A 24,401-nucleotide genomic window follows, 5' to 3' on the forward strand; every position below is an offset into this window, starting at 1 on the left:
GCTATCCGATGTGATCGAAGCCCGTGTAGGGCTGTAGCGCTTCGGGGATGCGGATAGAGCCGTCGGCCTGCTGGTAGTGTTCCAAAAGGGCGGCAACTACGCGGGGCAGCGCCAAGCCGCTACCGTTGAGCGTATGTACAAACTGGGGTTTGCCCCCAGCTGCTGGTCGAAAGCGAATCCGGGCACGCCGCGCCTGAAAGTCTTCAAAATTAGAGATCGACGACACTTCCAGCCATCGTTGCTGCGCAGGGCTCCACACCTCAAGGTCATACTTTTTGGCTTGTGTGAAGCCGGTTTCTGCTGTGCACATGAGTACACGGCGGTAAGGCAGTCCCAGCCGGCGCAGCGGTCGCTCAGCGTCTTCACGCAGTTGCTCCAGTGCTTCGTAGCTAAGCTCTGGGTGCACAAATTGCACGAGTTCTACCTTATCGAACTGATGCAAGCGGTTTAAGCCGCGCACCTCTTTGCCATAGGAGCCCGCTTCGCGGCGAAAACAAGGCGAATAGGCGCAGAATTTGATGGGAAGTTGGGCTTCTTCAAGGATTTCGTCTCGAAAGTAATTTGTCACGGGGACTTCAGCCGTAGGGATGGGGTAGAGCGCGTCGCGTTCAATAACGTACATGAGGTCTTCTTTATCGGGTAACTGGCCGGTTCCCCGTGCGCTTTCCGCGTTAACCAACAAAGGCGGCTGCATTTCCACATAGCCCCCTTCGGTTACCGCTAAGTCCAGAAAAAATTGAATCAGTGCGCGCTCCAGCCGCGCTCCTTTGCCGACGTAAAACGGAAAGCCGCTACCGGCAACCTTAGCCCCGCGCTCAAAGTCAATGAGGCCATGCCGTAGGGCCAGCTCCCAGTGGGGGAGGGGCGTAAAATCAAACTTTGGCGGCGTGCCTTCTTCGTAGAGGACAATGTTATCTTGCGGGCCATGGCCAACAGGAACCGAGGGATGGGGAATGTTGGGAATCTCGAGCAGCAACGCTTCAACGGCTTCAGCCAAGGCTTTGGTTTGCGCTTCGAGGTCTTTGATGGTTTCTTTGAGGCGCGCATTTTCTTCAAGCAAAGGTTGAGCTTCAGCCTGACGGCCTTCGCGCAGGTACTGACCGATGTGTTGGGAGAGGGTGTTGAGGCGGTGGCGTGCCGCTTGTAAGGCAGTGAGCTTTTCTCGGTGGGTCGCATCCAAAGCTAGTAGGCGGTCAACCAGGGATGGATCGCCGATGCCTTTGACCCGGATGGCTTCACGTACGCGGTCGGGTTCTTGACGAATGCGGTGCAGGTCCAGCATAGAGACGTTTACAGCAGCATTTACAACGTTGTGACCGGAAGACCCAGGCGCTGGCCCAGGTGGCGCAGGGCTTCAGGAAGGGTATGCGGCCGGTAGCCCAGCTCGGTTTCGGCCTTGAGAATGATAAAGCCCGTACGTAGCGGACGTGGGGCAGTTTGGTTCAACGTGGGGCTGTCAACCGGTTCAATGAGCGAGCGGTCTAAGTCAAACGTATCGGCGATAAGGCAAGCAAAATCGTAAACCGTCAGCAGCTCGCGACCGGAAAGGTGGTAGATGCCGTGTTTATTGTAGCGGACGATGCGTTCGATGCCGGCTGCCAAATCAACTACATAGGTAGGCGTGCGCCACTGGTCGTTCACGACCCGGATGCGCCGGCCTTGCGAGAGTTCTTGGATGACCCAAAGCGCAATGTTGGAGCGGCTGAGCTGCTCTCCTGTGCCATAAACCAAGACGGTACGGGCAATCGCCCAGCGATCGATACCCGCTTCGCGGACGACATTTTCGCTGGCCAACTTAGAGCGGCCGTAAAAATTGATCGGGTTAGGTCGGTCGGTTTCCCGATAAGGCCCAGCCGTCCCATCAAAAACAAAGTCAGTAGAGAGTTGAATAAGACGTGCGCCATAGAGCCGGCACTGGCGGGCAAGCGTTTCTACGGCTTCTACGTTGACGCACCAGCAGGCTTCTCGCTCCAGCTCGCAACGGTCTACTTGCGTCATCGCGGCGCAGTTGATCACCACCGTTGGGGTAAAATCCTGAAAGACGCGGCGCACGGCACGTTCGTCGGTAATGTCGAGCGGCACGTAACCGCACGAACCTCCCGTGAATCGGGGTGCCGGATCGCGTGCCGTAGCCAGCACATCGTATTCCGGATGCTGGCTAAGCTGGGCAACCAGCTCTTGACCTAGCAGGCCGTTAGCTCCGGTAATGAGAATGCGTTGATACAGCATGGCTGTGGGATGCCGCATAAGGTCAAAATACAACGCCTGCCCAAGTTGTTCAAACAGCCCTTGTTAAGGGCCGCCAAAGTAGTAACGTACGCCTACACCACCCCCGATATCCCCTTCGGTTTCTGGGATAACATGCAGGCGGGGCATCAGTTGCAAAAAGACTTCCAAGCGTTCCACAAAGAAGTTCAGCCCAAAGTTGCCACTAAAACCGAGCACCAAATCACTTTCCTGGCGTGGGTGTTCACGTACGCCCAGCAGAATGCCAGGGCCTAGGAAATAGTTCAGCGGCGAATCGGGAAGCGGGCGTTCATATAAACCATGCGCGGTAAAAAAGAAAAACCGGTCTAGGTCCCAGGCGAGCAGAAAGTCATAGGCGGTGAACGAACTGCGGCTGTAGACTTTTAGCGTAACGCCACTGGGGTCGCCTAGCATGCCGCCCAGGCCCGTTTGTCCTGGGGGTGTGTGCGACTGCGCGTGGGCAGATAAGGCAAAAAGCAGTGCCAGGAGGCTAATGCGTAACGGCATAAGCGTTTACGAGTTGGTGACAGAGGAAGGTTCGTCATTTCGGGAGGCCAGCTCAGCCAAGGAAGCTTGCAAACGTGCTGCCTTTTCAGGGTCGAGGCGGCCAGCCAGCAGCAAGCGCAGTTCGCGGCGACGGGCCGCTTGTTCGTAGCGCGTTTGCTCTTCGGGCGTTTCCGGCAGAACCGGAGGGGCCTCGACCGGCTGCCCTGTTTCGTCGACAGCTACAAAGGTATAGAATGCCCGGTTGCAATGGCGGCGCGTTTGGGTGCGCGGATCTTCGGCCCATACGTTAACCTCCACTTCCATCGAGGTTCGGAAAACCCGATTAACCTGGCTTTCAAGCACCACAATTTCGCCTTGGCGAATCGGAGACCGGAACTCGACAAAATCCACCGCAGCGGTGACACATACGCGGTTAGTGTGGCGCTGTGCTGAGATAGCAGCGCAAAGGTCCATCCAGTGCAGTAGCCGTCCGCCCAACAAGTTGCCCAAGCCGTTTAGATCGTTTGGGATCACGATCTCGGTCATGATGCACCGTGAGTGGCGAACTGGCCGTGCTTCCATCGCCTCTGTGGGTTGGTTTCGCTGTCGAACGCCCCAAAGTTCTATATGCCGCGTGAGCTTAAACAAGGGGGGTGTGGAAAAGGCATGGAAAAATCAAGTTTTCCGCTCCTGTTTGCGTGCTGCTGGAAACAGAATATTGTTCAGAATTAGCCGATAGCCAGGCGAGTTTTTGTGCAGGCTCAAGTCTGTGGGCGGATCACCCACAAAGTGCTGATAGTCCTCGGGGTCATGGCCTGCATAGAAGGTGAAAAATCCTCGACCGAAGGGGGCATAAATGTATTTTACCTCGTCACGTCCGGGGGCTTCAGCCAGAATAACGACTTCGGGCTTGATCAGGGCTTTGCGAAAGGCTGTTGTTTGGCCAATAAAGCCTTTAATGGTGGCCACATGGTTTTGGGTGAGCATCGTGGGGACGGGGTCCCATTTGGCGCTAAACTCATGGAGGGTAAAGTAGTCTAGCGCGGGGTCCCGCAGCGGAGGAGGGGGTGGCCCGACATCGATGTCGGAATGTTCGTATTCGTACGGATTAAAGATAGGCGTAAAATCTGTAAACGCTAGCGTTTGGCTGTAATCGAGTTTTTGGAGGGCATCGGGGTCAACGGGATCGCCGTCGTACTCGGCAGGCACAATGTCGGTATGGTGGGCTGCTAGAGCGAGATCGAACGTGTCGGTGCCTGAGCACATCGCAAAGAGAAATCCGCCACGGCGTACGTACTCCCGGATTGCTTGGGCCACAGCCAGCTTAAGCTGGCTAACTTTGCGGAAGCCGTGCCGGCGCGCCGTTTCTTCGTCTGTGCGTTGTTGCTCGATGTACCAAGGCATGTGCCGGTACTGGATAAACTTCCCATACTGGCCGGTAAAGTCTTCGTGATGCAGATGCAGCCAGTCGTATTGGCTGAGCTTGCCGCTTAGCACCTCTTCGTCATAAATCCGGTCAAAGGGGACTTCGGCATAGGTGAGCGCGAGCATGACGGCATCGTCCCAGGGCAGGGTATACGAAGGTGCATAGATAGCGATGCGTGGGGCTTTTTCGAGGCGAATAGCGGCTGTATTGCGGTCTTCGGCTTCGACTTCGGCCAGGATGCGTGCAGCTGTGCCTGCGTCTATGGGCTCAAAGGCAACGCCGCGGATGCGCAGTTCTTCCTCAAGTCCTGGAAAGCTGCGCAGCAGAAAAGCCCCACCACGATAGTTCAGCAGCCAGTCGACGTCTACGCCCTGCGTAAGGGCCCAGTAAGCAATGCCGTAGGCTTTAAGGTGATCGGTTTGGGCAGCATCCATTGGGATAAGGATCTGCTGTGCTGGGGCCGGTTGGCTCCATGCTACAAGCACACCGAAAAGCATCCACAACAGAGGTCGCATGACTTTAGGCTTCTTCTCCACGCAGTTGTCGCAAGCGCCTACGTGCTTCCGGAACGAGGGGAGAGCCTGGATGTTCGGCAAGCACACGCAAGTAAGTGCGCATGGCGGCTTCCCGCTGGCCTAAGGCTTCCTGCAGGCGAGCCGCTTCAAACAAGGCTTGATCCCCTAGAGGGCTTTGGGGATAGCGCAGAGGAAATTCTAGCAGTAGGTTCAGCGCTTCGTTCAACTGGCCTTGCTGACGAAAGAGGCGGGCTTCCAGAAGTGCGATCTCGTCAGTAAGCGGGTGTGGACCGAGGTCGCGTTTTATATGCTGAAGGGTGTCGAGGGCTGCTTTGAGCTGATACTGTGCAGCAAGTAGCGCTGCCTGTGCGTAGCGCCGCAGGGGAGTGTCGAGGGAATCTGGGCCACGGTTTTCCTGAATCAGTACCCGAAGGCTTAGCGCATCGTTAGCAATGTCTGAAGCTGCGTCTTCGACCAAGATGTCCAGCTGAGCTAAGGCCGCATCGAATGCCCCGTCATAAAAGTCAAGCAAAGCCAGTTGGTAGCGTGCTGCTTCAGCCAAAGGACCGCTGCGACGCGCTTCAAGCAGGCGCAGAAACGCTAAGCGGGCAGCGCCGAGATGGCCGTTCTGGAGGGCCAGTTGTCCTTGTTCGAAACGCGCCTGCCAGGCTACTTCATGGTCCGGATAGTGGTTAATTAAGGTATTGAGCAGTGAGTCGGCAGCAGCGATATCATGGCGCACGTGCAATGCCAGCCGAGCCAAATGATAGCACACTTCGGGCGTGCGGGGATGGGTAGGATACGTGTTGAGCAGGGCTTGGTAGTGCTGCCAAGCAGCCTGGCCTGCTGCGGTATCTCCTTGAAGTGCTTGGGCTTCAAGGAGTCGGGCCAGCTCAAAGCGTGCTTCCCAAGCTATAGGCGTGGCTCCTTGCTCCAGTACAGCCTGGAGTGCTTGGTGCGCCACCTCGGTGGCGCCAGCATCGCTGGCCTGCAGGGCAAACTGCAAAAGCAGCTGCCCTTGGGCCTGCTCCAATCGATCGAGCGCTCGATAGACATCCAGGGCCCGGGCATAATCCCCATGGCGCAGGTAAAGCCAAGCTAAAAGTTGCCGAAAGGCGGGGTTGAGCGGCTCCTGCCGTACGGCCCGTTCAAAAACAGCAATGCCAGCTTTGCGGACGGTGGGTGTGTCTAGTAAGGGCTCTAAACGGCTCTGTACAAAACCCAGCCGCCGCGGATCTTCTTGTAAGAAAGCCCGGTAAGCTTCGAAAGCTTCTGCGTAGCGGCCTGTGAGGCCGTAGAGATAAGCCAGCTCCAGTTGAAACAGTGCAGGGGCGTTGAGCGCACGCTGCGCACGCCTAAGGACTTCAATCGCTTCGTCAAAGCGCCGCAGGGCCACAAGCGTCTGATATACAATGCGATAGGTGCTGCTTTGGTGAGGAGCCGTTTGCAGTGCTGCTTCCCAGGCCTGTCGGGCAGCAGCTTCGTCGCCTTTAAGGTCCAGCAGGCGCCCTTTTTCGGCCAGCCATGCAGGGTTACGCGGATCGGTTTTGCGTTGCGCCTCAACCAGGGCTAGCGCGTCGTCGTAGCGCTTGAGATTTTCGTAAGCCTGCTTAAGGCGGTCGTAAAACACATAAACCTGAGGATGGGTCCGGTAGAGCGCTTCAAGCAAGGGCACGGCCTGCGCGTATTGTCCTGCCCGCAAGAGGCTTTCAGCTGTGCGATAGCGGGCCATAAGCACACTATCGGGGTCCTGCGCGTAGCCGGCAGGCACCACGCTGAGCAGCAGCGCAACTTTGATGAGCCATCGCAGCTTCATACAGGAAAGCATATATCTGCCCCTGAACAGAAGGTTTCCCAGGCGGAAGCAAAAGCCAACGTTGATCGTACAGAAGGCGTCTAAGTTCGTTTCCATGGCTAACCAAATGCTATGTCTGCAGCAAAATCCGAACATGCCGCGCCACGCGGCTTAGCCGTTTTGGGCGCTACAGGGTCTATAGGCACGCAGACGCTAGATATTGTGCGGCTTTTTCCAGATCGGTTGAAAGTGCAGGTCTTGACGGCCCGTCGCAACGCGGCGCTTTTGCTAGAGCAGGCCTTAACGTTTCGTCCCGCCTGCGTCGTCATCGACGATCCGAAAGGATATCAGATGTTGCGTGAGGTGCTAGCCCCTAAAGGGATTACGGTGCTTCAGGGTGAAGAAGCCCTGTGCAGCTGCGTGCAGCATCCTGAAGTCGAGGTGGTGGTAGCTGCGCTGGTCGGGTTTGCCGGCTTGCGGCCCGTGCTGGCCGCACTCGAAGCCGGTAAGCAAGTGGCTTTGGCAAATAAAGAAACCCTGGTGGCGGGTGGCGCGCTGGTGCGACAAGCCCTTCGCCAGTATGGAGGAAGGCTACTGCCTGTCGATAGTGAGCACTCAGCTATTTTTCAATGCCTTGTAGGTGAGTCGCCCCAGGATATAGAAATGCTTACGCTTACCGCTTCTGGAGGACCATTTCGCACGCGCCCGTTAGATACGTTCGACCGCATTACGCCTGAGGAAGCACTTTGCCATCCAAATTGGAGCATGGGGGCAAAAGTTACGATCGACTCGGCCACGATGATGAACAAGGGACTTGAGGTGATCGAGGCGCACTGGCTCTTTGAGCTTCCGGCCGAACGCATTCAGGTGCTGGTGCATCCGCAGTCGATTGTGCATTCCATGGTCACCTTTGTGGATGGGTCAACCAAAGCCCAGCTTGGCGTGCCCGACATGCGGCTGCCAATTCAATATGCGCTTAGCTACCCTGAACGATGGGCAGCCCCGCATGCCCGCATCGACTGGGCCGCTTTGGGCCGGCTGGATTTTGAGCCCCCAGACCCAATGCGTTTCCCTTGCCTACCTCTGGCCTACGAAGCCCTGCGCCGAGGAGGAACTGCTCCGGCCGTGCTCAATGCGGCCAATGAGCAGGCCGTTCAGCTTTTTCTGCAGGAACAGATTCGCTTTACAGACATAGCGCGCCTTGTAGAAATGGCTATGGAACACTTGGCAAAACCCGGCGAGACCCCTTCTTTCGAGCACCTGCAGGAAGCCGACCGGGAGGCACGCCAGTACGTGCTGGAACTCGCCGGTGCAGCGATCCATTGAAGGCCAATTGTTCTACCACGTAACAACCTGCCGCGACGCCTCAGCGCACACGTCCTATGGAACTCGTGCTGAACGTGCTAACCTATGTGTTCTGGGTGCTGTTGGCCATCATGATCCTCGTGTTTACGCATGAGATGGGCCATTTCCTGTTTGCTAAGCTTTTTCGCATGCGGGTGGAAAAGTTTTCGATTGGCTTTCCTCCCCGCCTGTTCAGCCGACGCTGGGGCGACACCGAGTACATCATTGGGGCAACGCCCCTAGGGGGGTATGTAAAGATCTCGGGAATGATCGATGAGAGTCTGGATACGGCCCATGTAGCACAGCCGCCGCAGCCCTGGGAGTTTCGGGCTAAACCGCTCTGGCAGCGCATGTTGGTGATTTCTGGGGGCGTGCTTTTTAACATGCTTCTGGCTGTTGGAATTCTTACTGGGCTCAAGTGGATCTACGGCGAGGCATACATCCCCGCAGAGAACATCCGATCGGTTTATGTGGCCGAGGGCTCCTTGGCTTATGAGATGGGACTACGCACGGGAGATCAGATCATTGCCGTCAATGGTCGGCCGCTTGTGCATTATGGGGATTTGCGCGACTTGGAGGCTTTGGTTGCTCATCCTTTTACAATCACGGTTGCGCGTGGCCGTGATACACTCACCTTTACGGGCCCACCTGATCTCATGACGCAGCTCAGCCGCAGAGGGGGCTTTTTGGGCATTTCTGTAGATCCTCCATTGGTGGGTGGGGTACTTGAAGGCTCGCCAGCAGAAAAAGCTGGGCTAAAGGCCGGAGATCGCATCGTGGCTGTGGATTCTGTGCAGGTAAACTTTTGGAATGAACTGGTCGCGCAGGTGCAAGTCCAAGGAGGGCAGCCATTGCGCCTGCGATGGCTGCGCACGGATACCCTTGCCGGCGTGCCTGAAACGACCGTAGAGGTGGCTCGGCAGCCCGAAGGCATAGTGTATGAGGCCACACTGACCCCCTACTTTGACCCGGAAACCGACCGTTACTACCTGGGCATTGCTGCCCCAACACCTGCTATGCTGATGCAGTACTTTGGCGCAAAGCAGAGGCGTTTTGGGGCTGGTGAAGCTTTGATAGCTGGCCTGCGGGATACCTGGACGCACACCCGCGTGATCCTTACCAGTTTAGGCCGTATGATCACAGGACGAGAGAGCTTCCGAGAGAACGTGGGGGGACCGATTATGATTGCCAAAGTGACCAAAGAAGCGGCCGAAGCGGGCGCCCGGGCGTTTTGGAATATTGTGGCTTTGCTTTCAATCACGTTGGCTATCGTGAACTTTCTACCTATTCCAGCGCTTGATGGTGGACATATGGTCTTCTTGCTCTACGAGGCTGTAGCGCGACGTGAACCCTCAGTGCGTGTGCGCTTGGCTTTGCAGCAGGTAGGTATGATGCTACTGGTAGCACTCATGGCCTTTTTGATCTTGAATGATCTCTTGCGCTTGTGAAGGGTTTAAAACAACAAAACCGGCCCTCATGAACAACGGCCATTCTTCTGTGCCATCCCTGACGCTCACCGGTACGGTGCAAACCGAAGAAGACCGAGCGTTGCAAGAAGCGCTACGGCAGCGGGGTCCGCTGCCTGTGCACATTGCCATCATTATGGACGGCAACGGCCGTTGGGCACAGCAGCAAGGTAAGCACCGCGTTGTTGGACACTATGAAGGCATCGAGTCGGTGCGAGATATTACCGAGGCTTGTGCGCAACTGGGCATCCCCTACCTGACGCTCTACACGTTCAGCACGGAAAACTGGCAGCGGCCTGCTTCGGAAGTCAATGCCCTTATGCAACTGCTTGTGCACACCATTCGCCGAGAAAAGCAACGGCTGCTGGAAAACGGCGTTCGGCTGCAGGTAGTAGGCGACTTGGACCAACTTCCGGCAGAATGTCGCCACGAGCTAGAGCAGGCCATCCAGGAAACGGCTCAGAACCAGCGACTGGTCCTCACACTGGCGCTGTCCTATAGCGGCCGCTGGGAAATTTTGCAGGCAGTACGTGCTTTGGCACGTCGCGTCCAAGCGGGAACGTTGCGTCCAGAGGACATCGATGAAGCGGTGTTTGCGGCAGCCCTGCCTAGTGCTTCTTTGCCGGATCCAGATTTGCTGATTCGCACCGGGGGAGAGTTTCGGGTGTCTAACTTTCTCCTCTGGCAAATTGCCTACACCGAGCTGTACATCACCGACACGTTTTGGCCGGCATTTCGCCGTCGTCAACTTTACGAGGCCATTTACAGCTATCAAAATCGAGAGCGACGCTTTGGGCGGATTCGGCCTACCGATACGAATCCACCCCGGTGAAACGTTAACCACCAGAAGCCAAACCCATGAACCTACCAGGGAGCATGCAACCCCAACGCATGTGGCCATATGGACTCAGTATGTTGCTGTGGTTGCTAGCTGCGGCCGCGCACGCCCAGACGTGGTCTGCGGCGCCGCGCCAGCTCACGCTACAAGGAATCCGCGTTGAGGGCCTAAGCAGAGAAACCACCAAAGACTTGGTGCTCCAGGCCAGCGGCCTGCGCATTGGTCAGGAGCTCACGCTTCCTGGAGATCCCGCGTTGGCTAGCGCCATCCGCGGCATTTACCAGCTTGGCCTGTTTTCACAAGTACAAATTGTCGAAGATCGCCGCGAGGGACAATCCGTCTACTTGACCATTCGCGTACAAGAAGAGCCGCGTCTGGCCGATTACACCTTTTCAGGCCTGAAAAAAGGAGATCAAAAAGAGCTCCGCAAAAAATTGCCCTTGTTTCGTGGCGCGCGCGTGCGCCCAGCCGACGTGGAACGCTCCGAGCAGATCATCCGAGATTACCTCAAGGAAAAAGGATACTTGTTGGCCAGCGTAGCGACACGTCGCGAAGTGAATCAGGAGGGAGAAGTAGTGCTGCACTTCGACGTCGACCGGGGCGAAAAAGTTAAGATCGGCAAGATCCTTTTTGAGGGTAACCAAGAGGTCTCCGATGGTAAACTGCGGGGTAGGATGAAGCATACCAAGCAAAAAAGCTGGTGGCGCTTCTGGCGCAAAGCGCGTTTTGATGCACAAAAGTTTGAGGAAGACCTGCAGCGCATCATTGATTACTACAACGAAAAAGGCTTTTACGATGCCCGTATTGTGCGCGATACGGTGTACCTGGCGGAAAATACTGAGGACCCGGAGCTGGTTGTCCAAGTGACTGTTCACGAAGGCCCGCGTTACTATATCCGCCGCATCGAATGGGAAGGCAATACAGTCTATCCGGACCACGTGCTCACAGAGGCCTTAGGGCTCAGGCCTGGCGACCCCTTCAACCGGAAAAAACTGGAAGAAAATCTCTATGGGAATAAGCGCAGCTCCGATGTCACCAGCTTGCATATGAACCGGGGGTACATGCTCTTTCGGGTTGAGCCGCGCTTTCAAGTTGTGGGCGACGATTCACTCGACTTGTACTTCGACATCTACGAAGGAGACATTTTTGAGTTTGGAACGATCTCGATTGCCGGAAATACCAAAACCAAAGAGCACGTCATTCGTCGAGAGCTTTACACCATCCCTGGAGAAACCTTCAGCCGTGACGCGATCCAGGAGTCTATTCGGCGCCTAGCCCAGCTCAACTACTTTAATCAGGAAGCCTTAGCCGCAGGGCCTGAAGTGCAAATCAATCCAGAAAAGAAAACTGTCGACTTGACCTACAAGGTCGAAGAAGTGGGTAGCGATCAGCTTGAGCTTTCGGGCACGTGGGGGCAGCTTGGATTGATCCTGATGCTGCGCTTTACAATGAACAATTTCTCAGCACAGAACATCTTCAATGGCAAAGCTTGGCGGCCGCTACCCTCAGGCGACGGCCAGCAGCTTTCGCTGAGCATTCAAACCAACGGCACTTATTATCAAAGCTACGGGATTTCGTTTACGGAGCCTTGGTTTCGGGGGCGGCCTACGCCGGTAGGTTTTGCTGTAGACTACACCCGGTTTAGTGACTATCCTTACTACAGCAATATTGGTGACCTGACTACGTTTACTAGCCGCGTCTTTTATGAGCGGCGTCTTAAGTGGCCTGACGACTACTTTAGCGGTTCGCTGGGGTTAGGCTTTCAGTATTTCAAAAACGACAACTTCACCTTTACGCTGCCACTGGGTGTAAGCCGAGAGGTCACGCTGCGAGCGGGCTTAACCCGCAACGCGCTCGACAACCCACTTTTCCCAACCTCAGGCTCGCTTGTTCGCCTGTCGCTTGACGTGGCGCTGCCGATTGCCAACTACGTGCAATACCACAAGTGGGGGCTGAAAACAAGCTGGAATATTCCCCTGGCAAGAAAGGTGTCTCTAGCCTTCGGTACAGACTTTGGCTACATTGGCTCTATCACTGGAGCGCCGGTGGCCTTCCAGCGCTTTATCGTTGGCGGATCACCCTTTGACACCCAGGGCGCCTTTGGTTACTACGGCAAAGACATCGTCTACATGCGCGGCTATCCGCTGGGCGTACTTGGGCCGCGCCTGAACGACGAACCGGTGGGTGGACGCATCCTGAACAAGTACACTTCAGAGTTGCGTTGGCTAGCGGTGCAAACGCCGCAACTTCAGGCAGCACCTTATCTGTTTATGGATGCAGCCAACACGTGGGACCGATGGGCTACGTATAATCCGGCCCAGCTTTTCCGATCTGCCGGCTTTGGCGTGCGGCTGTTTCTGCCTATTTTGGGGATGATTGAGCTGACCTATGGTTACAACTTTGACGAATTCCAGCCCATCTCCTCACAAAATCATGATGGCTCTCGGCGCTGGTACTTCCAATTTTCGCTGGGCCAAGGCTTTAACCAGTAAATCTTTCCTGCTTATGAGGAGGCATGTAGGCCTGCTTACACTGCTGGGCATGCTCTGCTGGTCGAGCGCGCTTCAGGCGCAGCACCGCATCGGCTATGTCGATACCGAGTACATCTTAAGCCGGCTACCGGAGTATCAGTCTGTGCAACAGCAACTAGACCAAATGGTGCGGGATTGGCAAAACGAGCTCGACCGACGCCGCCAGAACATCGATCAAATGTTCGAAGAATATCAGGCTCGGGAGCTACTCTACACGCAAGAAGAACGGCAGCGACGGCGTGAGGAGATCGTGCGGGCGGAAGAAGAGCTCGAGCGTTTGCGCCAGCAGTACTTTGGTCCAGAGGGCGAGCTGTTTCGCCAGCAAGAAGCCCTCTTGCGCCCTATTCAAGAGCGCGTACTTGAAGCTATCGAAGCGGTAGCGCGCGATCGTGGATATGACTACGTGCTGGACAAAGCTGCGGCGCCAATGCTGCTGTATGCCCCACCGGAACATGACTTAAGCGATCGGGTTCTTGCCCAACTTAACGTCAATGTAGAATCTCGCAACTGATGTTTTCACCCTTAGCTACGACCCTGCAATGAAGGTTCGCACTCTACTCCTGCTCGGCTTGTTGTTGGGTTGGGGAGGGCTTAGTCAAGCTGCTGCGCAAACGCTGCGCATTGGCTATACCGACCCAGACGTCATCATCTTCAACATGCGTGAATACCAGCAGATTCAGCAGCAACTCCAGCAAGAAGCGCAACGGAGCCAGCAAGCGCTGCAAGAGATGTTTAAGGAATACCAAGAGAAGTTGGAGCGCTACCAGCGGCAGCAGGCCTTGCTTTCGGAGCAGCGCCGCCAAGAACGGGAGCAAGAGCTGCTCCAGCTGCAAAACGAAATTGAGCAAGCCTCTGCTCGAAGCCAGCAGCAGCTAGCGCAACGGGAGCAGGAACTGCTGCGGCCATTGCTGGAGCGGGTGCAGCAGGTGATCGACCAGGTGGCCCAAGAGCAGCGCCTGGACGTGGTGCTACGGGCACAGGCCTTGCTTTATGTCAACGAAAGCCGGGTAGTCGATATTACGCGCGAAGTGGCTCGCCGTTTGGGCATACAGGTACCAGAGGAAGGAGCTACGGCCGGTCAGCCTCGAAATAACTAATTTCAGCGTGTGGCTTAAGTAAAGCGGGCGTCGGAGCTAGACGCCCGCTTTTTCGTTGGAATACGACGCGTAGCCTACAACTGCCACGAGTCATGTCGACCCCTGCTTCACCTTCGCTCACGGTCAATGCCCGGCGTGTGACCACGCAAACGTTGCAAGAAATGAAGGCCGCCCGCATTCCCATCGCGGCGCTAACAGCCTACGACTACACCCTGGCGCGCATCCTGGATGCTGCAGGCATCGACGTAATCCTGGTTGGCGATTCGGCTTCGAACGTCATGGCCGGCCATGAAACGACGTTGCCCATTACGCTAGACCAGATGATCTACCACGCCCAGTGTGTCGTGCGGGCTGTGCGCCGGGCTTTGGTGGTGGTCGATCTGCCTTTTGGCTCTTATCAAGGCAACCCTAATGAAGCGCTGGCCTCGGCCATCCGGGTGATGAAAGAAGCCGGAGCGCACGCGGTCAAGCTTGAAGGCGGCAAGCCGGTAGTCGAAGCAGTCGAGCGTATCGTTACTGCCGGCATCCCAGTTATGGGCCACCTGGGTCTAACACCTCAGAGTATCTATCGCTTTGGCACCTACAAGGTGCGGGCTCAGGAGCCGGAAGAAGCTGAGCAGCTGCGGCGTGACGCTCGCCTTTTGGAAGAGGCTGGGTGTTTTGCCCTGGTGCTGGAAAAGATTCCTTCTGGGCTGGCACGTGAGGTGACCCAGGCATTGCGCATTCCTACCATCGGCATCGGTGCAGGTGTAGATTGCGATGGGCAAGTGCTGGTGCTGCACGACATGCTGGGCCTAACCGTTGATTTTCATCCCCGATTTGTACGCCGCTATGCCCGTTTAGCTGAGGTGATTACTGAAGCCGTGCAGCATTACGTGCTCGACGTACGCCAGCGCACGTTCCCTTCCCCAGAAGAAAGCTATTAGGCACCAGTCATGATGAACCCGAAGCGAACCTCTGCGAATCACCGGCCGCTCATCCTGGTGTGCAATGACGACGGTATCGATGCACCGGGGCTGGCGGCATTGGCGGAAGCGATGGATGCGCTGGGCATTGTGTACGTGGTCGCTCCGATAGAGGAACAGAGTGCCGTAGGCCATGCAATTACGGTGCGCGATCCAGTGCGGGTACGGCGATGGCCTTTCCGGCTCCCTTCGGGTGAGGTTGAAGCCTACGCCGTTAGCGGTACTCCAGCCGATTGCGTCAAACTGGCCGTTCACCAACTGCTGCCGCACAGGCCCGACCTGGTCGTCAGTGGCATTAATCGCGGTCCCAATACAGCCGTTAATGTGATTTACTCAGGAACCGTCAGTGCAGCGACCGAAGCAGCCATCTTGGGCATCGACGCGATCGCTTTTTCGCTCTGCAACTGGGAGCCCAAGGACTACCGCGCAGCAGCCTACTACGCACGCAAGATCGCTCTAGCCGTGCTGCAACGCGGCTTGCCCCCGGGCATTTTGCTGAACGTCAACATCCCCGACTTGCCCCTAGAGGCTATTCAAGGTATTGCCATTACCCGGCAGGCCCGCTCGCGTTGGGAGGAGAGTTTTACAGAACGCTTTGACCCTCATAACCAACCTTACTATTGGTTAACGGGGCGTTTTGTGAACTTGGACGAGGGTGACGATACCGATCTGGAGGCCATCGAGCAAGGCTACGTGTCCATCACGCCCCTACACCACGACCTAACGGCTCATGCCTACCGGTCCATGCTGCGTGCTTGGGACTGGGAAGGTATAACCCTAGCGCAGGCGCATCCAACAGACCGGCCATGATTGTTCATCAGGAAACCCTCCAGTGCAGCACAACAGGACATGGAGATGTGCAGGACCTAACCCAAGCTGTGGCAGCGGTGGTGGCGCGCTCTGGCGTTGCTCGGGGTTTGGTGCATGTGCACGTGGTAGGCAGTACAGCAGCTGTAGGCACCATTGAACTTGAGCCTGGCTTGCAGCGCGATTTGCCCGAACTCATGGATCGTTTGGTGCCCCCGCACGAGACCTATTACCACGAGCTGACCTGGCACGACGGAAATGCGCATGCCCACCTGCAAGCTACCTTACTGGGTGCCTCGGCAACGGTACCGGTGCGTGACGGGCAGCCCGTGCTAGGCACCTGGCAGCAACTCGTACTGGTGGAATGCGACGTGCGGCCGCGCCAGCGCGAGCTGGTGGTTACCGTTCAAGGTGTTCCTAGCCAGTCCTGAAAAGCTGCAAGGCGCTTTTGCACTAGGTCGGGCCGTCCGCGCCCAGGGTAGCCGTCTACTTGGTAAGCTGCCAGCACGCGCTGTGGTTCAGGCTGGGGGAGCCTGTCGAGTTCGGCCGCAGCCTGACGGTAGGCCTCGCGAAACGGCACGCCCTCGGCCACGCGACGCAGTGCTTCGGCAGTAGCCAGCAGCGCTGGGGTGCAGGCAGCTTGCATGCAGTCACGCCGAAAGCGTAGGGAAGGCAGCAGGTTGTCCATGGCGGTCAGCATATCCTGCGCATGCAGCACGCAGCGCACAACGGCTTCCTTGGTAAGCTGCAAGTCGCGGTGGTACCCTGAAGGCAAGTTGGCTGGAAGCGTCAGCAGTACGTTTAGCTCGGCCAGCAGCCGGTGATAACCCGCACGCACCAGTTCCAGCACGTCTGGGTTTTGCTTCTGCGGCATAATGCTACTGCCAGTACACAAGTCGGCTGGCAGGGCTACAAAGCCAAATTCCTGACTGTTGAAGAGCACCAAGTCCGAAGCCATACGGTTGAGCGTAGCCCCTACCTGCACCAGGGCATGCGCCGCATGCAGCTCTAACTTGCCGCGCGAGAGCTGCACAGCCGTCACATGAAGTTGCAGCGCGCGAAATCCTAGCTGCTGGGCTACGGCTTCCCGAGGAAGTGCTAGAAAAGGCACCCCATAGCCTGCCGCACTGCCTAAGGGCGACACATCCACCTGATCGAAAGCATGGCGCAAGGCTGCTAGATCGCTCAAAAGCAGCTCTGCATAGCCTAGTGCCCACAGGCCGGCTGTCGAAGGCATGGCCTGCTGCAGATGCGTGTAGCCAGGCATCAACGCGTCGTTATACTGAGCACCTAGCGCACACAGGTGCTCGACAATACGAGCTACTTGCCGGCCGGCCTCACGCAAACCGTCTTTTAAGAATAACCGCAATGCTGCAAGTACTTGGTCGTTACGCGAGCGACCCGCGTGGATTTTTTTGCCGATGTCTCCCAGCTGCTGCGTTAGGTACTGCTCGATGACCGTATGTGCGTCTTCATCTTCGGGGCGCACTGCGATGCGACCGGCAGCTACCTCAGCCTTTAGGGCATCCAATGCTTGGGTGATTGCCTGAAACTCAGCATCAGTAAGCACGCCGATCTGGGTCAGCCCAGCTGCATGCGCTCGTGTGCCTTCAATGTCGTAAGGTAAAAGCAGTGTGTCCCAGCGGTGGTCTTCGCCTACGGTAAACCGCTGCACCCAGCTAGCAATGGTATATCCTTTTGCCCAGAGCATACCTGGAAGCGTGTAGATTATGGCTGCAAAATACAGAGTCGATCGCGCTGCGCAACGGGTCTGCGGGCAATTGGGCTAAAGTTTACACAAAGGCGGCCGATCTTTAGCCCTGTTGACTCCCCCAATCAATCACGCGACCGCTTGCCATGTACGACCGTCTCAAGAACGCCTCCATCCAAACCAAGATAGTTCTGGCACTGCTTGTTCCTCAGGTTCTGGCTATTGTCCTGGCGGTATTCATCTGGTGGGGATTTCGTGGGATGAGCGAAGCCCAGCAGTGGGCGCTGCATTCACAGCAGGTTATGCAGCAAGCACAAGGCTTGTTGCTCGAACGAGCCGTGATGCAGCAAAACGCGCTGTCGTATTTATTGACGGGTGACGCTTCCTATCATACGGCATATCAGGAGGAGAAGGCGCGCTTTGAAAAGCGGATTGCAGATCTAAAGCAATTGGTAAGCGACAATCCGGAACAGGTCGAGCGCTTGGCGCAAGTAACTGCAGCGATGCAAGAGTGGATTTCCGCAACCGAAGTGCTGCTTGCTCAAAGACCCGAGGTTGATATGGGCCAGCTCCGCATGAGCGAACTGGCTGCTAGCGTAGTTGCCCATAAGGCCACGCATGCAGCGCTTTGGGAAAAGATAGAGCGGGAACTGCAGGACTTTCTAGATGCGGAGCAGCAGCTTAACGAAGCACGCTTGACCTGGATGAAGCGGCAGCAACGGTTCTTGATTTGGGAGATTGTGGGTGCTTTATTGGTAATAGCTCTGGGAATTGGTCTGGCCTTCCGCGTACTGCGAGGCTCGGTTGTTCGGCCCATTCAGGAACTAGAGGCTGCTGCCCAGAAGATTGCCGAAGGCCAGTTGGATGTAGCAATTACGGCAACCACCCAGGATGAAGTGGGGTCGCTGGCACGGGCCTTTAACCAGATGGTAGCCAGCGTGCGGCAAGCGCTTGATGCGTTGCAAGCCGAAAAGGAGAGCGTAGAGCAAAAGGTGCGTGAAGCGGTTGCAGCTTCTGAGGCCCAGCAGCAGTACTTGGCACGCAGCGTGGAACGCATGCTAGCCCAGATGGAGCGGTTTGCTGCTGGCGACCTGACAGTGCATCTGGAAGCGGAGCGTGACGATGAAATCCGGCGTCTTTACGAGGGCTTTAACCGGGCTGTAGCCAATATCCGGCAGATGATTGTGCGGGTCACCGAGGCAGTGGCCTCGACCGCCAGCTCGGCAGCACAAATCAGCGCCTCGAGTGAAGAGCTGGCTGCAACAGCCCAGCAGCAGTCTGGCCAAGCTAACGAAGTGGCTGCAGCGATCGAAGAGATGGTGCGTACGATCATCGAGAACGCCCGAAACGCTACGGAAACCGCTGAGGTAGCCCAGGAGAATGGCGCCCAGGCACAACAAGGCGAACAAGTCGTACGCGAAACGGTCGAAAAAATCCGTCAGATTGCGCAAGTTGTTGGGGAGTCGGCGCGGACTGTCGAGCGCTTGGGGGCTTCCAGTGAGCGCATTGGCGAGATCGTTCAGGTCATCAATGAAATTGCTGAACAGACCAACTTGCTAGCGCTGAATGCAGCAATTGAAGCAGCGCGGGCAGGTGAGCATGGTCGAGGCTTTGCCGTAGTGGCCGATGAGGTGCGCAAGCTGGCAGAGCGGACAGCTCAGGCGACCAAAGAGATTGCCAAAATGATCGAGGGCATTCGCAGTGAGACGCGCGAGGCGGTAAAGGCTATTCAGCGCGGGAGTCAAGAAGTCGAGGAAGGTATTCGCCTGGCCGATCAGACAGGTACGGCGCTGACCCAAATTGTCCAGGGTGCGCAACGCGTGCTGGATCGCGTTTCGCAAATTGCTGCCGCCAGCGAGGAGCAATCGACCACCAGTGAACAAATTAGTCGGAGTGTTGAGCTGATCTCGCGCCTGTCTCACGAATCGGCCCGCGGGGTGGAGCAGATCGCTCGGGCCGCTGAAGGGCTTAGCCGGCTCACCGATGAACTTAATCAAATGATCCGGCAGTTTCAGGTTGGTCGTGATCTGCAAAGTCGGCTAGTGCCTGACGGTGCTGGCCGCTTAACCCAGGTCTAGAAGGTTTTTTTCTGAGGTTTCTTCTGATTGTACGGCAAGTCGGGGCAAGCCTTTCTTAGGCTTGCCCCTGCAGCTTTAAAAGGGCTTGTTTCCTAAAGTTGGTATGCATACCATATGGCCATGGAGTAGCTACAAGTAAGATGCGCTATGCGTATATTGACCGCTGGTTTATTGGGACTGTTTTGGGGTAGCCTTGGCCTTTCTGCGATGGCACAGGTAGACACAAGCTGGGCGATTCACGACCTAAATCGGCCGCGACCACCCGTAGTGACGCCAGCCCCCTTTGCACAGCACACGGCTCCGCCTTCTGATGCCATCGTGCTGTTTGATGGTACCGATTTGTCGGCCTGGGAACGCGTAGGGGGAGGAGAGGCTGCCTGGCGGGTTGTCGATGGCTACATGGAAGTCGTTCCTGGAAGTGGAAACATCCAAACGCGCCAGGGCTTTGGCGACGTGCAGCTTCACCTGGAGTGGTCTGTTCCAGAAGAGGTGACTGGTGAAGGGCAGGGCCGGGGGAACAGTGGCGTTTTTCTTATGGGGCGCTACGAGGTGCAGGTGCTTGACTCCTACCAGAACGATACCTATCCGGACGGTCAAGCAGGGGCTATTTATGGTCAGTATCCACCTTTGGTGAACGCCATGCGGCCTCCGGGCCAATGGCAGACCTATGATATTGTTTTTCGACGTCCGCGTTTTGATGCCGAAGGGAAACTGGTGCAACCGGCGCGCATAACCGTCTTGCACAACGGCATTCTTGTGCAGGACTGCGCCGTGCTTACTGGCCCGACAGCCCACCGCGCGCGACCGCCTTACGAGCCGCACCCGGATCGATTGCCGCTCATGCTTCAGGATCACGGCGACCGGGTACGCTTCCGCAACATCTGGGTTCGACCCCTCGAGTAAGTTTGCTCAGCAGCCGTTGGGCTTTAGCGCGTAGTAGTAGCGAATGATGTTGCGATAGACCTCGACAGCGCGCGTGAGCTCTTCTAGTTCGATGTGTTCACCGCCGGTATGTGAGCGTTCGCTAGGTCCCGGGCCAAGCTTGACCGTAGGAATGTCGTGTAGAAAGATCCAGTCGGAAGCGGTTGGAGAGCCAAAGGGACGGCCAGTGGGGTTGGCACGCAGGCAGGCTTGCACGATACGCGCTGATACTGGGGTAGAAACAGGAATAAAGCGGTCGCTGTGCACTTCGATCTCGGATTCCACAACGCTGGACAGAAGCTGCACGATCTCAGCATGCGTGTAGGCTGGTGTGGTGCGGATGTCAAGTGTAAACGAACAGCGCTCAGGCACCACGTTGTGGGCTGTGCCTCCCTGGATCGTGGTGACCGTCAGCGTGGGCATGCCCAGAAACGGATCAGCCTTCTCGAAGCGAAACTGACTCAGCCGTTGGATATCGCGTGTGGCCCGTAGAATGGCATTGTCGCCTAAGTGCGGCCGGGCTGCGTGCGCGGTGCGACCGCGAGCATGGAGTTTTAAAATCAGCAACCCTTTCTGCGCTACGCAAGGCTCAAGCCGTGTTGGTTCGCCAACAACGGCTGCCTGTAAGGGTGGAAGGTGCGGACGTAGCGCTTCAAGGCCGTTGTAGCCTCCTCCCGTTTCCTCACAGGCCGTCAACGCTACAATGACCTGTCCTTGAGGTGGACGCCAGCCTTCGCGAGCCAGCGAGAGCAAGGCCGTGGTCATGGCTGCAACGCTAGCTTTGGCATCCACTGTGCCTCGGCCGTAAAGTTTACCGTCGAGCTCGACAGGCTCAAAAGGATCAAATGGATGGTCGGCCGAAGGGGGCACAACATCCAGATGAGAATTCAACAATAACCGATCTTCGCCTTCCCCCAGCCAAAAATACACATTGTTGTCTAGACGCTGCACCGGTAAGCCGGCGCGACGCACGTAGTGTTCTATAAAGTCTGCAATGTCGGCTTCTTGATGGCTGAGGGAAGGAAAACGTACGAGCGCCTTGAGCAGCTCGACAACTTTGGCGTTTGAGGCTGGAGTAACCGAACCTGACATGGATCCGCACATTAAAGGGATGGCGTGCAGCAAATGAACCGATCGGTCGCTTTGTTTCCACCAAGGTGCGATGGAGCTGCAGGAAGTATGCATTCAGCTTGAAGTACCGCTAGGCTACCGGGAAGGTGGTCGTCTAGATACCTACTTGGCGCGTTTTCTTTCGCCAACCTCACGTACTAAAATTCAGCAAGGCATCCGCGAAGGCCGTGTTACGGTCAACGGAGTGATCGTGCAAAAACCGGCCTACACGGTACAGGCAGGTGATGTGATCACTTTACGGCTGCTTCGAAAGCCGCCTGTAGAGCTGCGACCTGAACCGATACCGTTAGAGGTTGTCTATGAAGATCCCTATCTCTTGGTCGTGAACAAGCAGGCTGGATTGGTGGTCCACCCAGCCCGGGGTAACCGTAGTGGTACGCTGGTCAATGCTTTGCTGCACCACATCGGTAGCGGTCCCGTCTGCTTTGAGGAAGAAGAGGAGTTGCCCGACGATGAGACGGTTGGGCTTTCCATGGTGAGTACTGGGCCCACCGAAACACGCCTGGAAGCGCCTAGGCCAGGGATTGTGCATCGCTTAGATAAAGACACCACAGGGTTGATGGTTGTGGCTAAGGACGATGAGACACATGCCGGACTCGCCCGGCAATTTGAGCAGCGAACGATCGCCCGTACGTATTTGGCCCTCGTTTGGGGGGTTCCGAACCCTGCCCAGGGGCGCATTGAGGCACCTATCGGTCGTGATCCACGTAACCGCCAACGCATGGCTGTTGTCCCCGAAGACAAAGGCAAGCGTGCTGTCACGCATTACGAAGTGCTCGAAGCCTTACCTGCAGCAGCCTTGGTGCAATTCCGGCTAGAGACTGGACGCACGCATCAAATTCGGGTGCATGCCCAGCATATCCGGCATCCTGTAGTGGGCGATCCGATCTATGGGGGACGGGCCATTCGCTATGGACCGGTGACCGCTGCTCGTAAAGCATTCTATGAACAACTTTTTTCCCGACTTTCTCGCCAAGCCTTGCATGCCCACACGCTGGGCTTTAGGCATCCTCGAACAGGCGAGTGGTTGCATTTTTCGGCACCATTGCCGGATGATATGGCCTGGGCACTGGAAAAGCTGCGATGCGATCCTTTGTAAAAGTGGGTGAACAAGCCGCCTGCTGGTTCGTTCTACGGCGTTCAGAGTCCTTAGCGTGAACCATTATGATCGCGTTTCGTAAGCCTTCGCAAGCCCGTGAAGGCGAAACTTTAGGCGCTAAATTTCGAACCGAATTTTCGATGCAAACCACGACCTATCAAATTCATCAACTGCTTTCACCGGAAACCATTCAGGTTGGGTTGCCCGGGCGTACCAAAGAAGAGGTGCTCAACCGGCTAATTGATCTGCTGCGCGGACATCCGGCGGTGCGCGATCTGGAGGCCCTACGACAAGCTGTTTGGGTCCGCGAGCAGATGATGTCTACTGGTGTAGGCAAAGGGCTTGGGCTGCCCCACGCCAAAACATCGGCCGTTACAGGCACCGTAGCCGCGTTTGCGATTACGGCAGAACCCGTGGATTTCGAGGCTATCGATCAGCAACCAGTACGGATACTTTTTTTACTGGTTGGACCTGAAACGGCCAAATCGCAACACATTAAGCTACTTAGTCGCATTTCCCGCCTCATGAACCGGGACAGTTTCCGGCTGCGTTTGCTGGAAGCACGAACCCCTGAAGAAGTGCTGCACTTGTTTGAAGAAGGCGAGTCGCAACTGGTAGATTCATGAGTCTCGATCCAACACTTCGCAATATCCGAGGCACGTTCGATATTCTGCCGCAGGCTGCCGCCAGCGAGGGGGCGCATGAAGTCCCTAGTTGCGCTTGGCAACACGTTGAACAGGTGATTCGGGAGGTGCTGGAACGGTTTAATTTTCGTGAGATTCGCACGCCCATTCTCGAGCCTACACCACTGATTGCTCGGGGCGTAGGCCAGCTTACCGACATTGTGGCCAAAGAAATGTTCGCCTTTCGTCGGGGAGAAACCGACTACGTACTGCGCCCCGAGTTGACGGCCCCGGTCATGCGTGCTTATCTCCAACACCGACTAGACCAGCAAGGTAGCGTACAAAAACTCTATTACTTGGGGCCGTGTTTTCGGGCCGAAAATCCGCAAAAAGGGCGCTACCGGCAGTTCCACCAGTTCGGTGTCGAGGTGATCGGCGCAGAGACACCTGAGGCCGACGCGGAAGTCATTGCAGCAATGATGGCTGTTTACGAAGCCTTTGGGCTGCGTAAGCTACGTCTTCGGCTTAACGCTCTCGGCGATGCCGACACGCGGCCCCGCTACAAGGCCGCGCTTCAAGCCTACCTAGAGCCTTACGCCGAGCAGCTTTCAGCCATCAGCCGCAAACGGCTGGAGACCAACCCTCTCCGCATTCTGGATACCAAAGATGCACGTGAGCGTCGATTGCTTGAAAATGCGCCACGCATCCTCGACTTTCTTAGCCCATCAGCCCGTGCGCACTATGAAGCCGTCAAGGCACATCTCCAGGAGCTGGGTATTGCCTTCGTAGAAGATCCGTTCCTTGTGCGGGGGCTAGATTATTACACGCATACTACGTTCGAACTGGAAAGCCCTGACCTTGGCGCCCAAAGCGCTCTGGCCGGTGGCGGGCGCTACGATTTGCTTGCCCAAGAGCTGGGTCACGAGGCAGCAGTACCAGCAATTGGCTTTGCTGCGGGTATTGAACGGCTTTTGATTGCGCTGCAGGCGCAGCATTATGCTTTCCCGGAAGACCCGGGGCTGGATGTTTTCCTCGTAGCGTTGGGACAAAACGCGGCACGTTGGTCATTGTGCCAAGCCCAGCAGCTACGGCGTGAAGGGTTGCGTGTAGACTTGGATTTAAAAGGCCGCTCCATGAAAGCGCAAATGCGTGAAGCCAACCGTCAGCAAGCCCGCTATGCGGTTATTGTTGGAGAAGAAGAGCTGCTACGCAAGCAGGCTCGCGTCCGTGATATGCGCACAGGGCAGCAGCACGACGTCGCTTTCGATGAACTGAGCGACTTTCTCAAAGGTACTGTGGTTCGCCTCACCTAACGCTACAA

Annotated in this window: 22 protein-coding genes; 14 read left to right on the forward strand and 8 right to left on the reverse strand. The window is 56.5% G+C overall.

The window, feature by feature from the left end:
• Position 1 precedes the first annotated feature (1 nt).
• The 6 genes from serS to J8E65_RS03970 all read right to left on the reverse strand — a co-directional run bounded on the left by serS (position 2) and on the right by J8E65_RS03970 (position 6,490).
• Positions 2 to 1,282 carry a serine--tRNA ligase gene (serS, locus tag J8E65_RS03945; protein ID WP_210374117.1) on the reverse strand — a complete coding sequence of 427 codons (1,281 nt, stop codon included), beginning with the start codon at positions 1,280 to 1,282 and terminating at the stop codon, positions 2 to 4.
• A gap of 20 nt (positions 1,283 to 1,302) precedes the next feature.
• On the reverse strand, positions 1,303 to 2,229 hold the full coding sequence (rfbD, locus tag J8E65_RS03950) for a dTDP-4-dehydrorhamnose reductase (RefSeq protein ID WP_210374118.1): 927 nt from the start codon (positions 2,227 to 2,229) through the stop codon (positions 1,303 to 1,305).
• A 63-nt stretch (positions 2,230 to 2,292) separates the two neighbouring features.
• A complete protein-coding gene (locus J8E65_RS03955) occupies positions 2,293 to 2,754 on the reverse strand; it encodes a hypothetical protein (RefSeq protein ID WP_210374119.1) in 462 nt (153 codons plus the stop codon).
• Between the two features lie 6 nt (positions 2,755 to 2,760).
• Positions 2,761 to 3,315, reverse strand: coding sequence for an acyl-CoA thioesterase (locus J8E65_RS03960; RefSeq protein ID WP_210374120.1), 555 nt, complete (start codon positions 3,313 to 3,315; stop codon positions 2,761 to 2,763).
• A 93-nt stretch (positions 3,316 to 3,408) separates the two neighbouring features.
• Positions 3,409 to 4,674, reverse strand: a complete 1,266-nt coding sequence (locus J8E65_RS03965; RefSeq protein ID WP_237181637.1) for an asparagine synthetase B — start codon at positions 4,672 to 4,674, stop codon at positions 3,409 to 3,411.
• 4 nt (positions 4,675 to 4,678) lie between these two features.
• On the reverse strand, positions 4,679 to 6,490 hold the full coding sequence (locus J8E65_RS03970; protein WP_210374121.1) for a tetratricopeptide repeat protein: 1,812 nt from the start codon (positions 6,488 to 6,490) through the stop codon (positions 4,679 to 4,681).
• 111 nt (positions 6,491 to 6,601) lie between these two features.
• On the opposite strand from J8E65_RS03970, the gene J8E65_RS03975 reads away from it, so the two are divergent.
• The 9 genes from J8E65_RS03975 (at position 6,602) to J8E65_RS04015 (ending at position 15,948) form a co-directional block, all read left to right on the forward strand.
• On the forward strand, positions 6,602 to 7,795 hold the full coding sequence (locus J8E65_RS03975; RefSeq protein ID WP_210374122.1) for a 1-deoxy-D-xylulose-5-phosphate reductoisomerase: 1,194 nt from the start codon (positions 6,602 to 6,604) through the stop codon (positions 7,793 to 7,795).
• Between the two features lie 56 nt (positions 7,796 to 7,851).
• The gene (gene rseP, locus J8E65_RS03980; RefSeq protein WP_210374123.1) at positions 7,852 to 9,261 is read left to right on the forward strand and encodes an RIP metalloprotease RseP; all 1,410 of its coding nucleotides are present in this window, start codon (positions 7,852 to 7,854) and stop codon (positions 9,259 to 9,261) included.
• A 28-nt stretch (positions 9,262 to 9,289) separates the two neighbouring features.
• Complete coding sequence (locus J8E65_RS03985) at positions 9,290 to 10,111, forward strand: isoprenyl transferase (RefSeq protein WP_210374124.1); 822 nt, start codon at positions 9,290 to 9,292, stop codon at positions 10,109 to 10,111.
• A 26-nt stretch (positions 10,112 to 10,137) separates the two neighbouring features.
• Entirely contained in the window at positions 10,138 to 12,609 is a 2,472-nt protein-coding gene (bamA, locus tag J8E65_RS03990; RefSeq protein WP_237181639.1) for an outer membrane protein assembly factor BamA, read from the forward strand.
• Between the two features lie 13 nt (positions 12,610 to 12,622).
• Complete coding sequence (locus tag J8E65_RS03995) at positions 12,623 to 13,159, forward strand: OmpH/Skp family outer membrane protein (RefSeq protein WP_210374125.1); 537 nt, start codon at positions 12,623 to 12,625, stop codon at positions 13,157 to 13,159.
• Between the two features lie 28 nt (positions 13,160 to 13,187).
• Positions 13,188 to 13,745 carry an OmpH/Skp family outer membrane protein gene (locus tag J8E65_RS04000; RefSeq protein ID WP_210374126.1) on the forward strand — a complete coding sequence of 186 codons (558 nt, stop codon included), beginning with the start codon at positions 13,188 to 13,190 and terminating at the stop codon, positions 13,743 to 13,745.
• Between the two features lie 92 nt (positions 13,746 to 13,837).
• Positions 13,838 to 14,671: a 3-methyl-2-oxobutanoate hydroxymethyltransferase gene (gene panB / locus J8E65_RS04005; protein WP_210374127.1), complete on the forward strand. Its 834-nt coding sequence runs from the start codon at positions 13,838 to 13,840 to the stop codon at positions 14,669 to 14,671.
• 9 nt (positions 14,672 to 14,680) lie between these two features.
• Positions 14,681 to 15,520, forward strand: a complete 840-nt coding sequence (gene surE / locus J8E65_RS04010) for a 5'/3'-nucleotidase SurE (protein WP_210374128.1) — start codon at positions 14,681 to 14,683, stop codon at positions 15,518 to 15,520.
• Positions 15,517 to 15,948 carry a secondary thiamine-phosphate synthase enzyme YjbQ gene (locus tag J8E65_RS04015; protein ID WP_210374129.1) on the forward strand — a complete coding sequence of 144 codons (432 nt, stop codon included), beginning with the start codon at positions 15,517 to 15,519 and terminating at the stop codon, positions 15,946 to 15,948. Before surE ends, J8E65_RS04015 begins: the two co-directional genes overlap by 4 nt.
• Here the strand turns inward: J8E65_RS04015 and argH are convergent.
• Entirely contained in the window at positions 15,924 to 17,228 is a 1,305-nt protein-coding gene (argH, locus tag J8E65_RS04020; protein ID WP_210374130.1) for an argininosuccinate lyase, read from the reverse strand. The genes J8E65_RS04015 and argH overlap by 25 nt on opposite strands.
• A gap of 146 nt (positions 17,229 to 17,374) precedes the next feature.
• Between argH and J8E65_RS04025 the strand changes: the two genes are divergently transcribed.
• Both J8E65_RS04025 and J8E65_RS04030 read left to right on the forward strand, forming a co-directional pair.
• The gene (locus J8E65_RS04025; protein ID WP_210374131.1) at positions 17,375 to 19,306 is read left to right on the forward strand and encodes a methyl-accepting chemotaxis protein; all 1,932 of its coding nucleotides are present in this window, start codon (positions 17,375 to 17,377) and stop codon (positions 19,304 to 19,306) included.
• A gap of 147 nt (positions 19,307 to 19,453) precedes the next feature.
• Positions 19,454 to 20,209, forward strand: a complete 756-nt coding sequence (locus J8E65_RS04030) for a 3-keto-disaccharide hydrolase (RefSeq protein WP_210374132.1) — start codon at positions 19,454 to 19,456, stop codon at positions 20,207 to 20,209.
• 6 nt (positions 20,210 to 20,215) lie between these two features.
• On the opposite strand, the gene J8E65_RS04035 is transcribed toward J8E65_RS04030, so the two are convergent.
• Positions 20,216 to 21,319, reverse strand: a complete 1,104-nt coding sequence (locus J8E65_RS04035) for a M20/M25/M40 family metallo-hydrolase (RefSeq protein WP_210374133.1) — start codon at positions 21,317 to 21,319, stop codon at positions 20,216 to 20,218.
• A gap of 70 nt (positions 21,320 to 21,389) precedes the next feature.
• On the opposite strand from J8E65_RS04035, the gene J8E65_RS04040 reads away from it, so the two are divergent.
• The 3 genes from J8E65_RS04040 to hisS all read left to right on the forward strand — a co-directional run bounded on the left by J8E65_RS04040 (position 21,390) and on the right by hisS (position 24,393).
• Positions 21,390 to 22,457, forward strand: a complete 1,068-nt coding sequence (locus J8E65_RS04040; RefSeq protein WP_210374134.1) for an RluA family pseudouridine synthase — start codon at positions 21,390 to 21,392, stop codon at positions 22,455 to 22,457.
• A 65-nt stretch (positions 22,458 to 22,522) separates the two neighbouring features.
• The gene (locus J8E65_RS04045; protein ID WP_210374135.1) at positions 22,523 to 23,083 is read left to right on the forward strand and encodes a PTS sugar transporter subunit IIA; all 561 of its coding nucleotides are present in this window, start codon (positions 22,523 to 22,525) and stop codon (positions 23,081 to 23,083) included.
• Entirely contained in the window at positions 23,080 to 24,393 is a 1,314-nt protein-coding gene (gene hisS, locus J8E65_RS04050) for a histidine--tRNA ligase (RefSeq protein WP_210374136.1), read from the forward strand. Before J8E65_RS04045 ends, hisS begins: the two co-directional genes overlap by 4 nt.
• The last annotated feature ends 8 nt before the right edge of the window (positions 24,394 to 24,401 follow it).

The sequence above is a fragment of the Rhodothermus bifroesti genome (assembly GCF_017908595.1).
GTDB classification, from domain to species: Bacteria; Bacteroidota; Rhodothermia; order Rhodothermales; family Rhodothermaceae; genus Rhodothermus; species Rhodothermus bifroesti.

Coding starts and splice junctions, on each gene's coding strand:
- rseP (WP_210374123.1), top strand. CDS start 7,852: ATGGAACTCGTGCTGAACGTGCTAACCTATGTGTTCTGGGTGCTGTTG.
- J8E65_RS04035 (WP_210374133.1), bottom strand. CDS start 21,319: ATGTCAGGTTCGGTTACTCCAGCCTCAAACGCCAAAGTTGTCGAGCTG.
- bamA (WP_237181639.1), top strand. CDS start 10,138: ATGAACCTACCAGGGAGCATGCAACCCCAACGCATGTGGCCATATGGA.
- J8E65_RS04015 (WP_210374129.1), top strand. CDS start 15,517: ATGATTGTTCATCAGGAAACCCTCCAGTGCAGCACAACAGGACATGGA.
- J8E65_RS03955 (WP_210374119.1), bottom strand. CDS start 2,754: ATGCCGTTACGCATTAGCCTCCTGGCACTGCTTTTTGCCTTATCTGCC.
- J8E65_RS03970 (WP_210374121.1), bottom strand. CDS start 6,490: ATGAAGCTGCGATGGCTCATCAAAGTTGCGCTGCTGCTCAGCGTGGTG.
- J8E65_RS04040 (WP_210374134.1), top strand. CDS start 21,390: ATGGAGCTGCAGGAAGTATGCATTCAGCTTGAAGTACCGCTAGGCTAC.
- J8E65_RS03985 (WP_210374124.1), top strand. CDS start 9,290: ATGAACAACGGCCATTCTTCTGTGCCATCCCTGACGCTCACCGGTACG.
- J8E65_RS04025 (WP_210374131.1), top strand. CDS start 17,375: ATGTACGACCGTCTCAAGAACGCCTCCATCCAAACCAAGATAGTTCTG.
- J8E65_RS03960 (WP_210374120.1), bottom strand. CDS start 3,315: ATGGAAGCACGGCCAGTTCGCCACTCACGGTGCATCATGACCGAGATC.
- J8E65_RS03995 (WP_210374125.1), top strand. CDS start 12,623: ATGAGGAGGCATGTAGGCCTGCTTACACTGCTGGGCATGCTCTGCTGG.
- rfbD (WP_210374118.1), bottom strand. CDS start 2,229: ATGCTGTATCAACGCATTCTCATTACCGGAGCTAACGGCCTGCTAGGT.
- argH (WP_210374130.1), bottom strand. CDS start 17,228: ATGCTCTGGGCAAAAGGATATACCATTGCTAGCTGGGTGCAGCGGTTT.
- hisS (WP_210374136.1), top strand. CDS start 23,080: ATGAGTCTCGATCCAACACTTCGCAATATCCGAGGCACGTTCGATATT.
- J8E65_RS04045 (WP_210374135.1), top strand. CDS start 22,523: ATGATCGCGTTTCGTAAGCCTTCGCAAGCCCGTGAAGGCGAAACTTTA.
- serS (WP_210374117.1), bottom strand. CDS start 1,282: ATGCTGGACCTGCACCGCATTCGTCAAGAACCCGACCGCGTACGTGAA.
- panB (WP_210374127.1), top strand. CDS start 13,838: ATGTCGACCCCTGCTTCACCTTCGCTCACGGTCAATGCCCGGCGTGTG.
- J8E65_RS04000 (WP_210374126.1), top strand. CDS start 13,188: ATGAAGGTTCGCACTCTACTCCTGCTCGGCTTGTTGTTGGGTTGGGGA.
- J8E65_RS03975 (WP_210374122.1), top strand. CDS start 6,602: ATGTCTGCAGCAAAATCCGAACATGCCGCGCCACGCGGCTTAGCCGTT.
- J8E65_RS04030 (WP_210374132.1), top strand. CDS start 19,454: ATGCGTATATTGACCGCTGGTTTATTGGGACTGTTTTGGGGTAGCCTT.
- surE (WP_210374128.1), top strand. CDS start 14,681: ATGATGAACCCGAAGCGAACCTCTGCGAATCACCGGCCGCTCATCCTG.
- J8E65_RS03965 (WP_237181637.1), bottom strand. CDS start 4,674: ATGCGACCTCTGTTGTGGATGCTTTTCGGTGTGCTTGTAGCATGGAGC.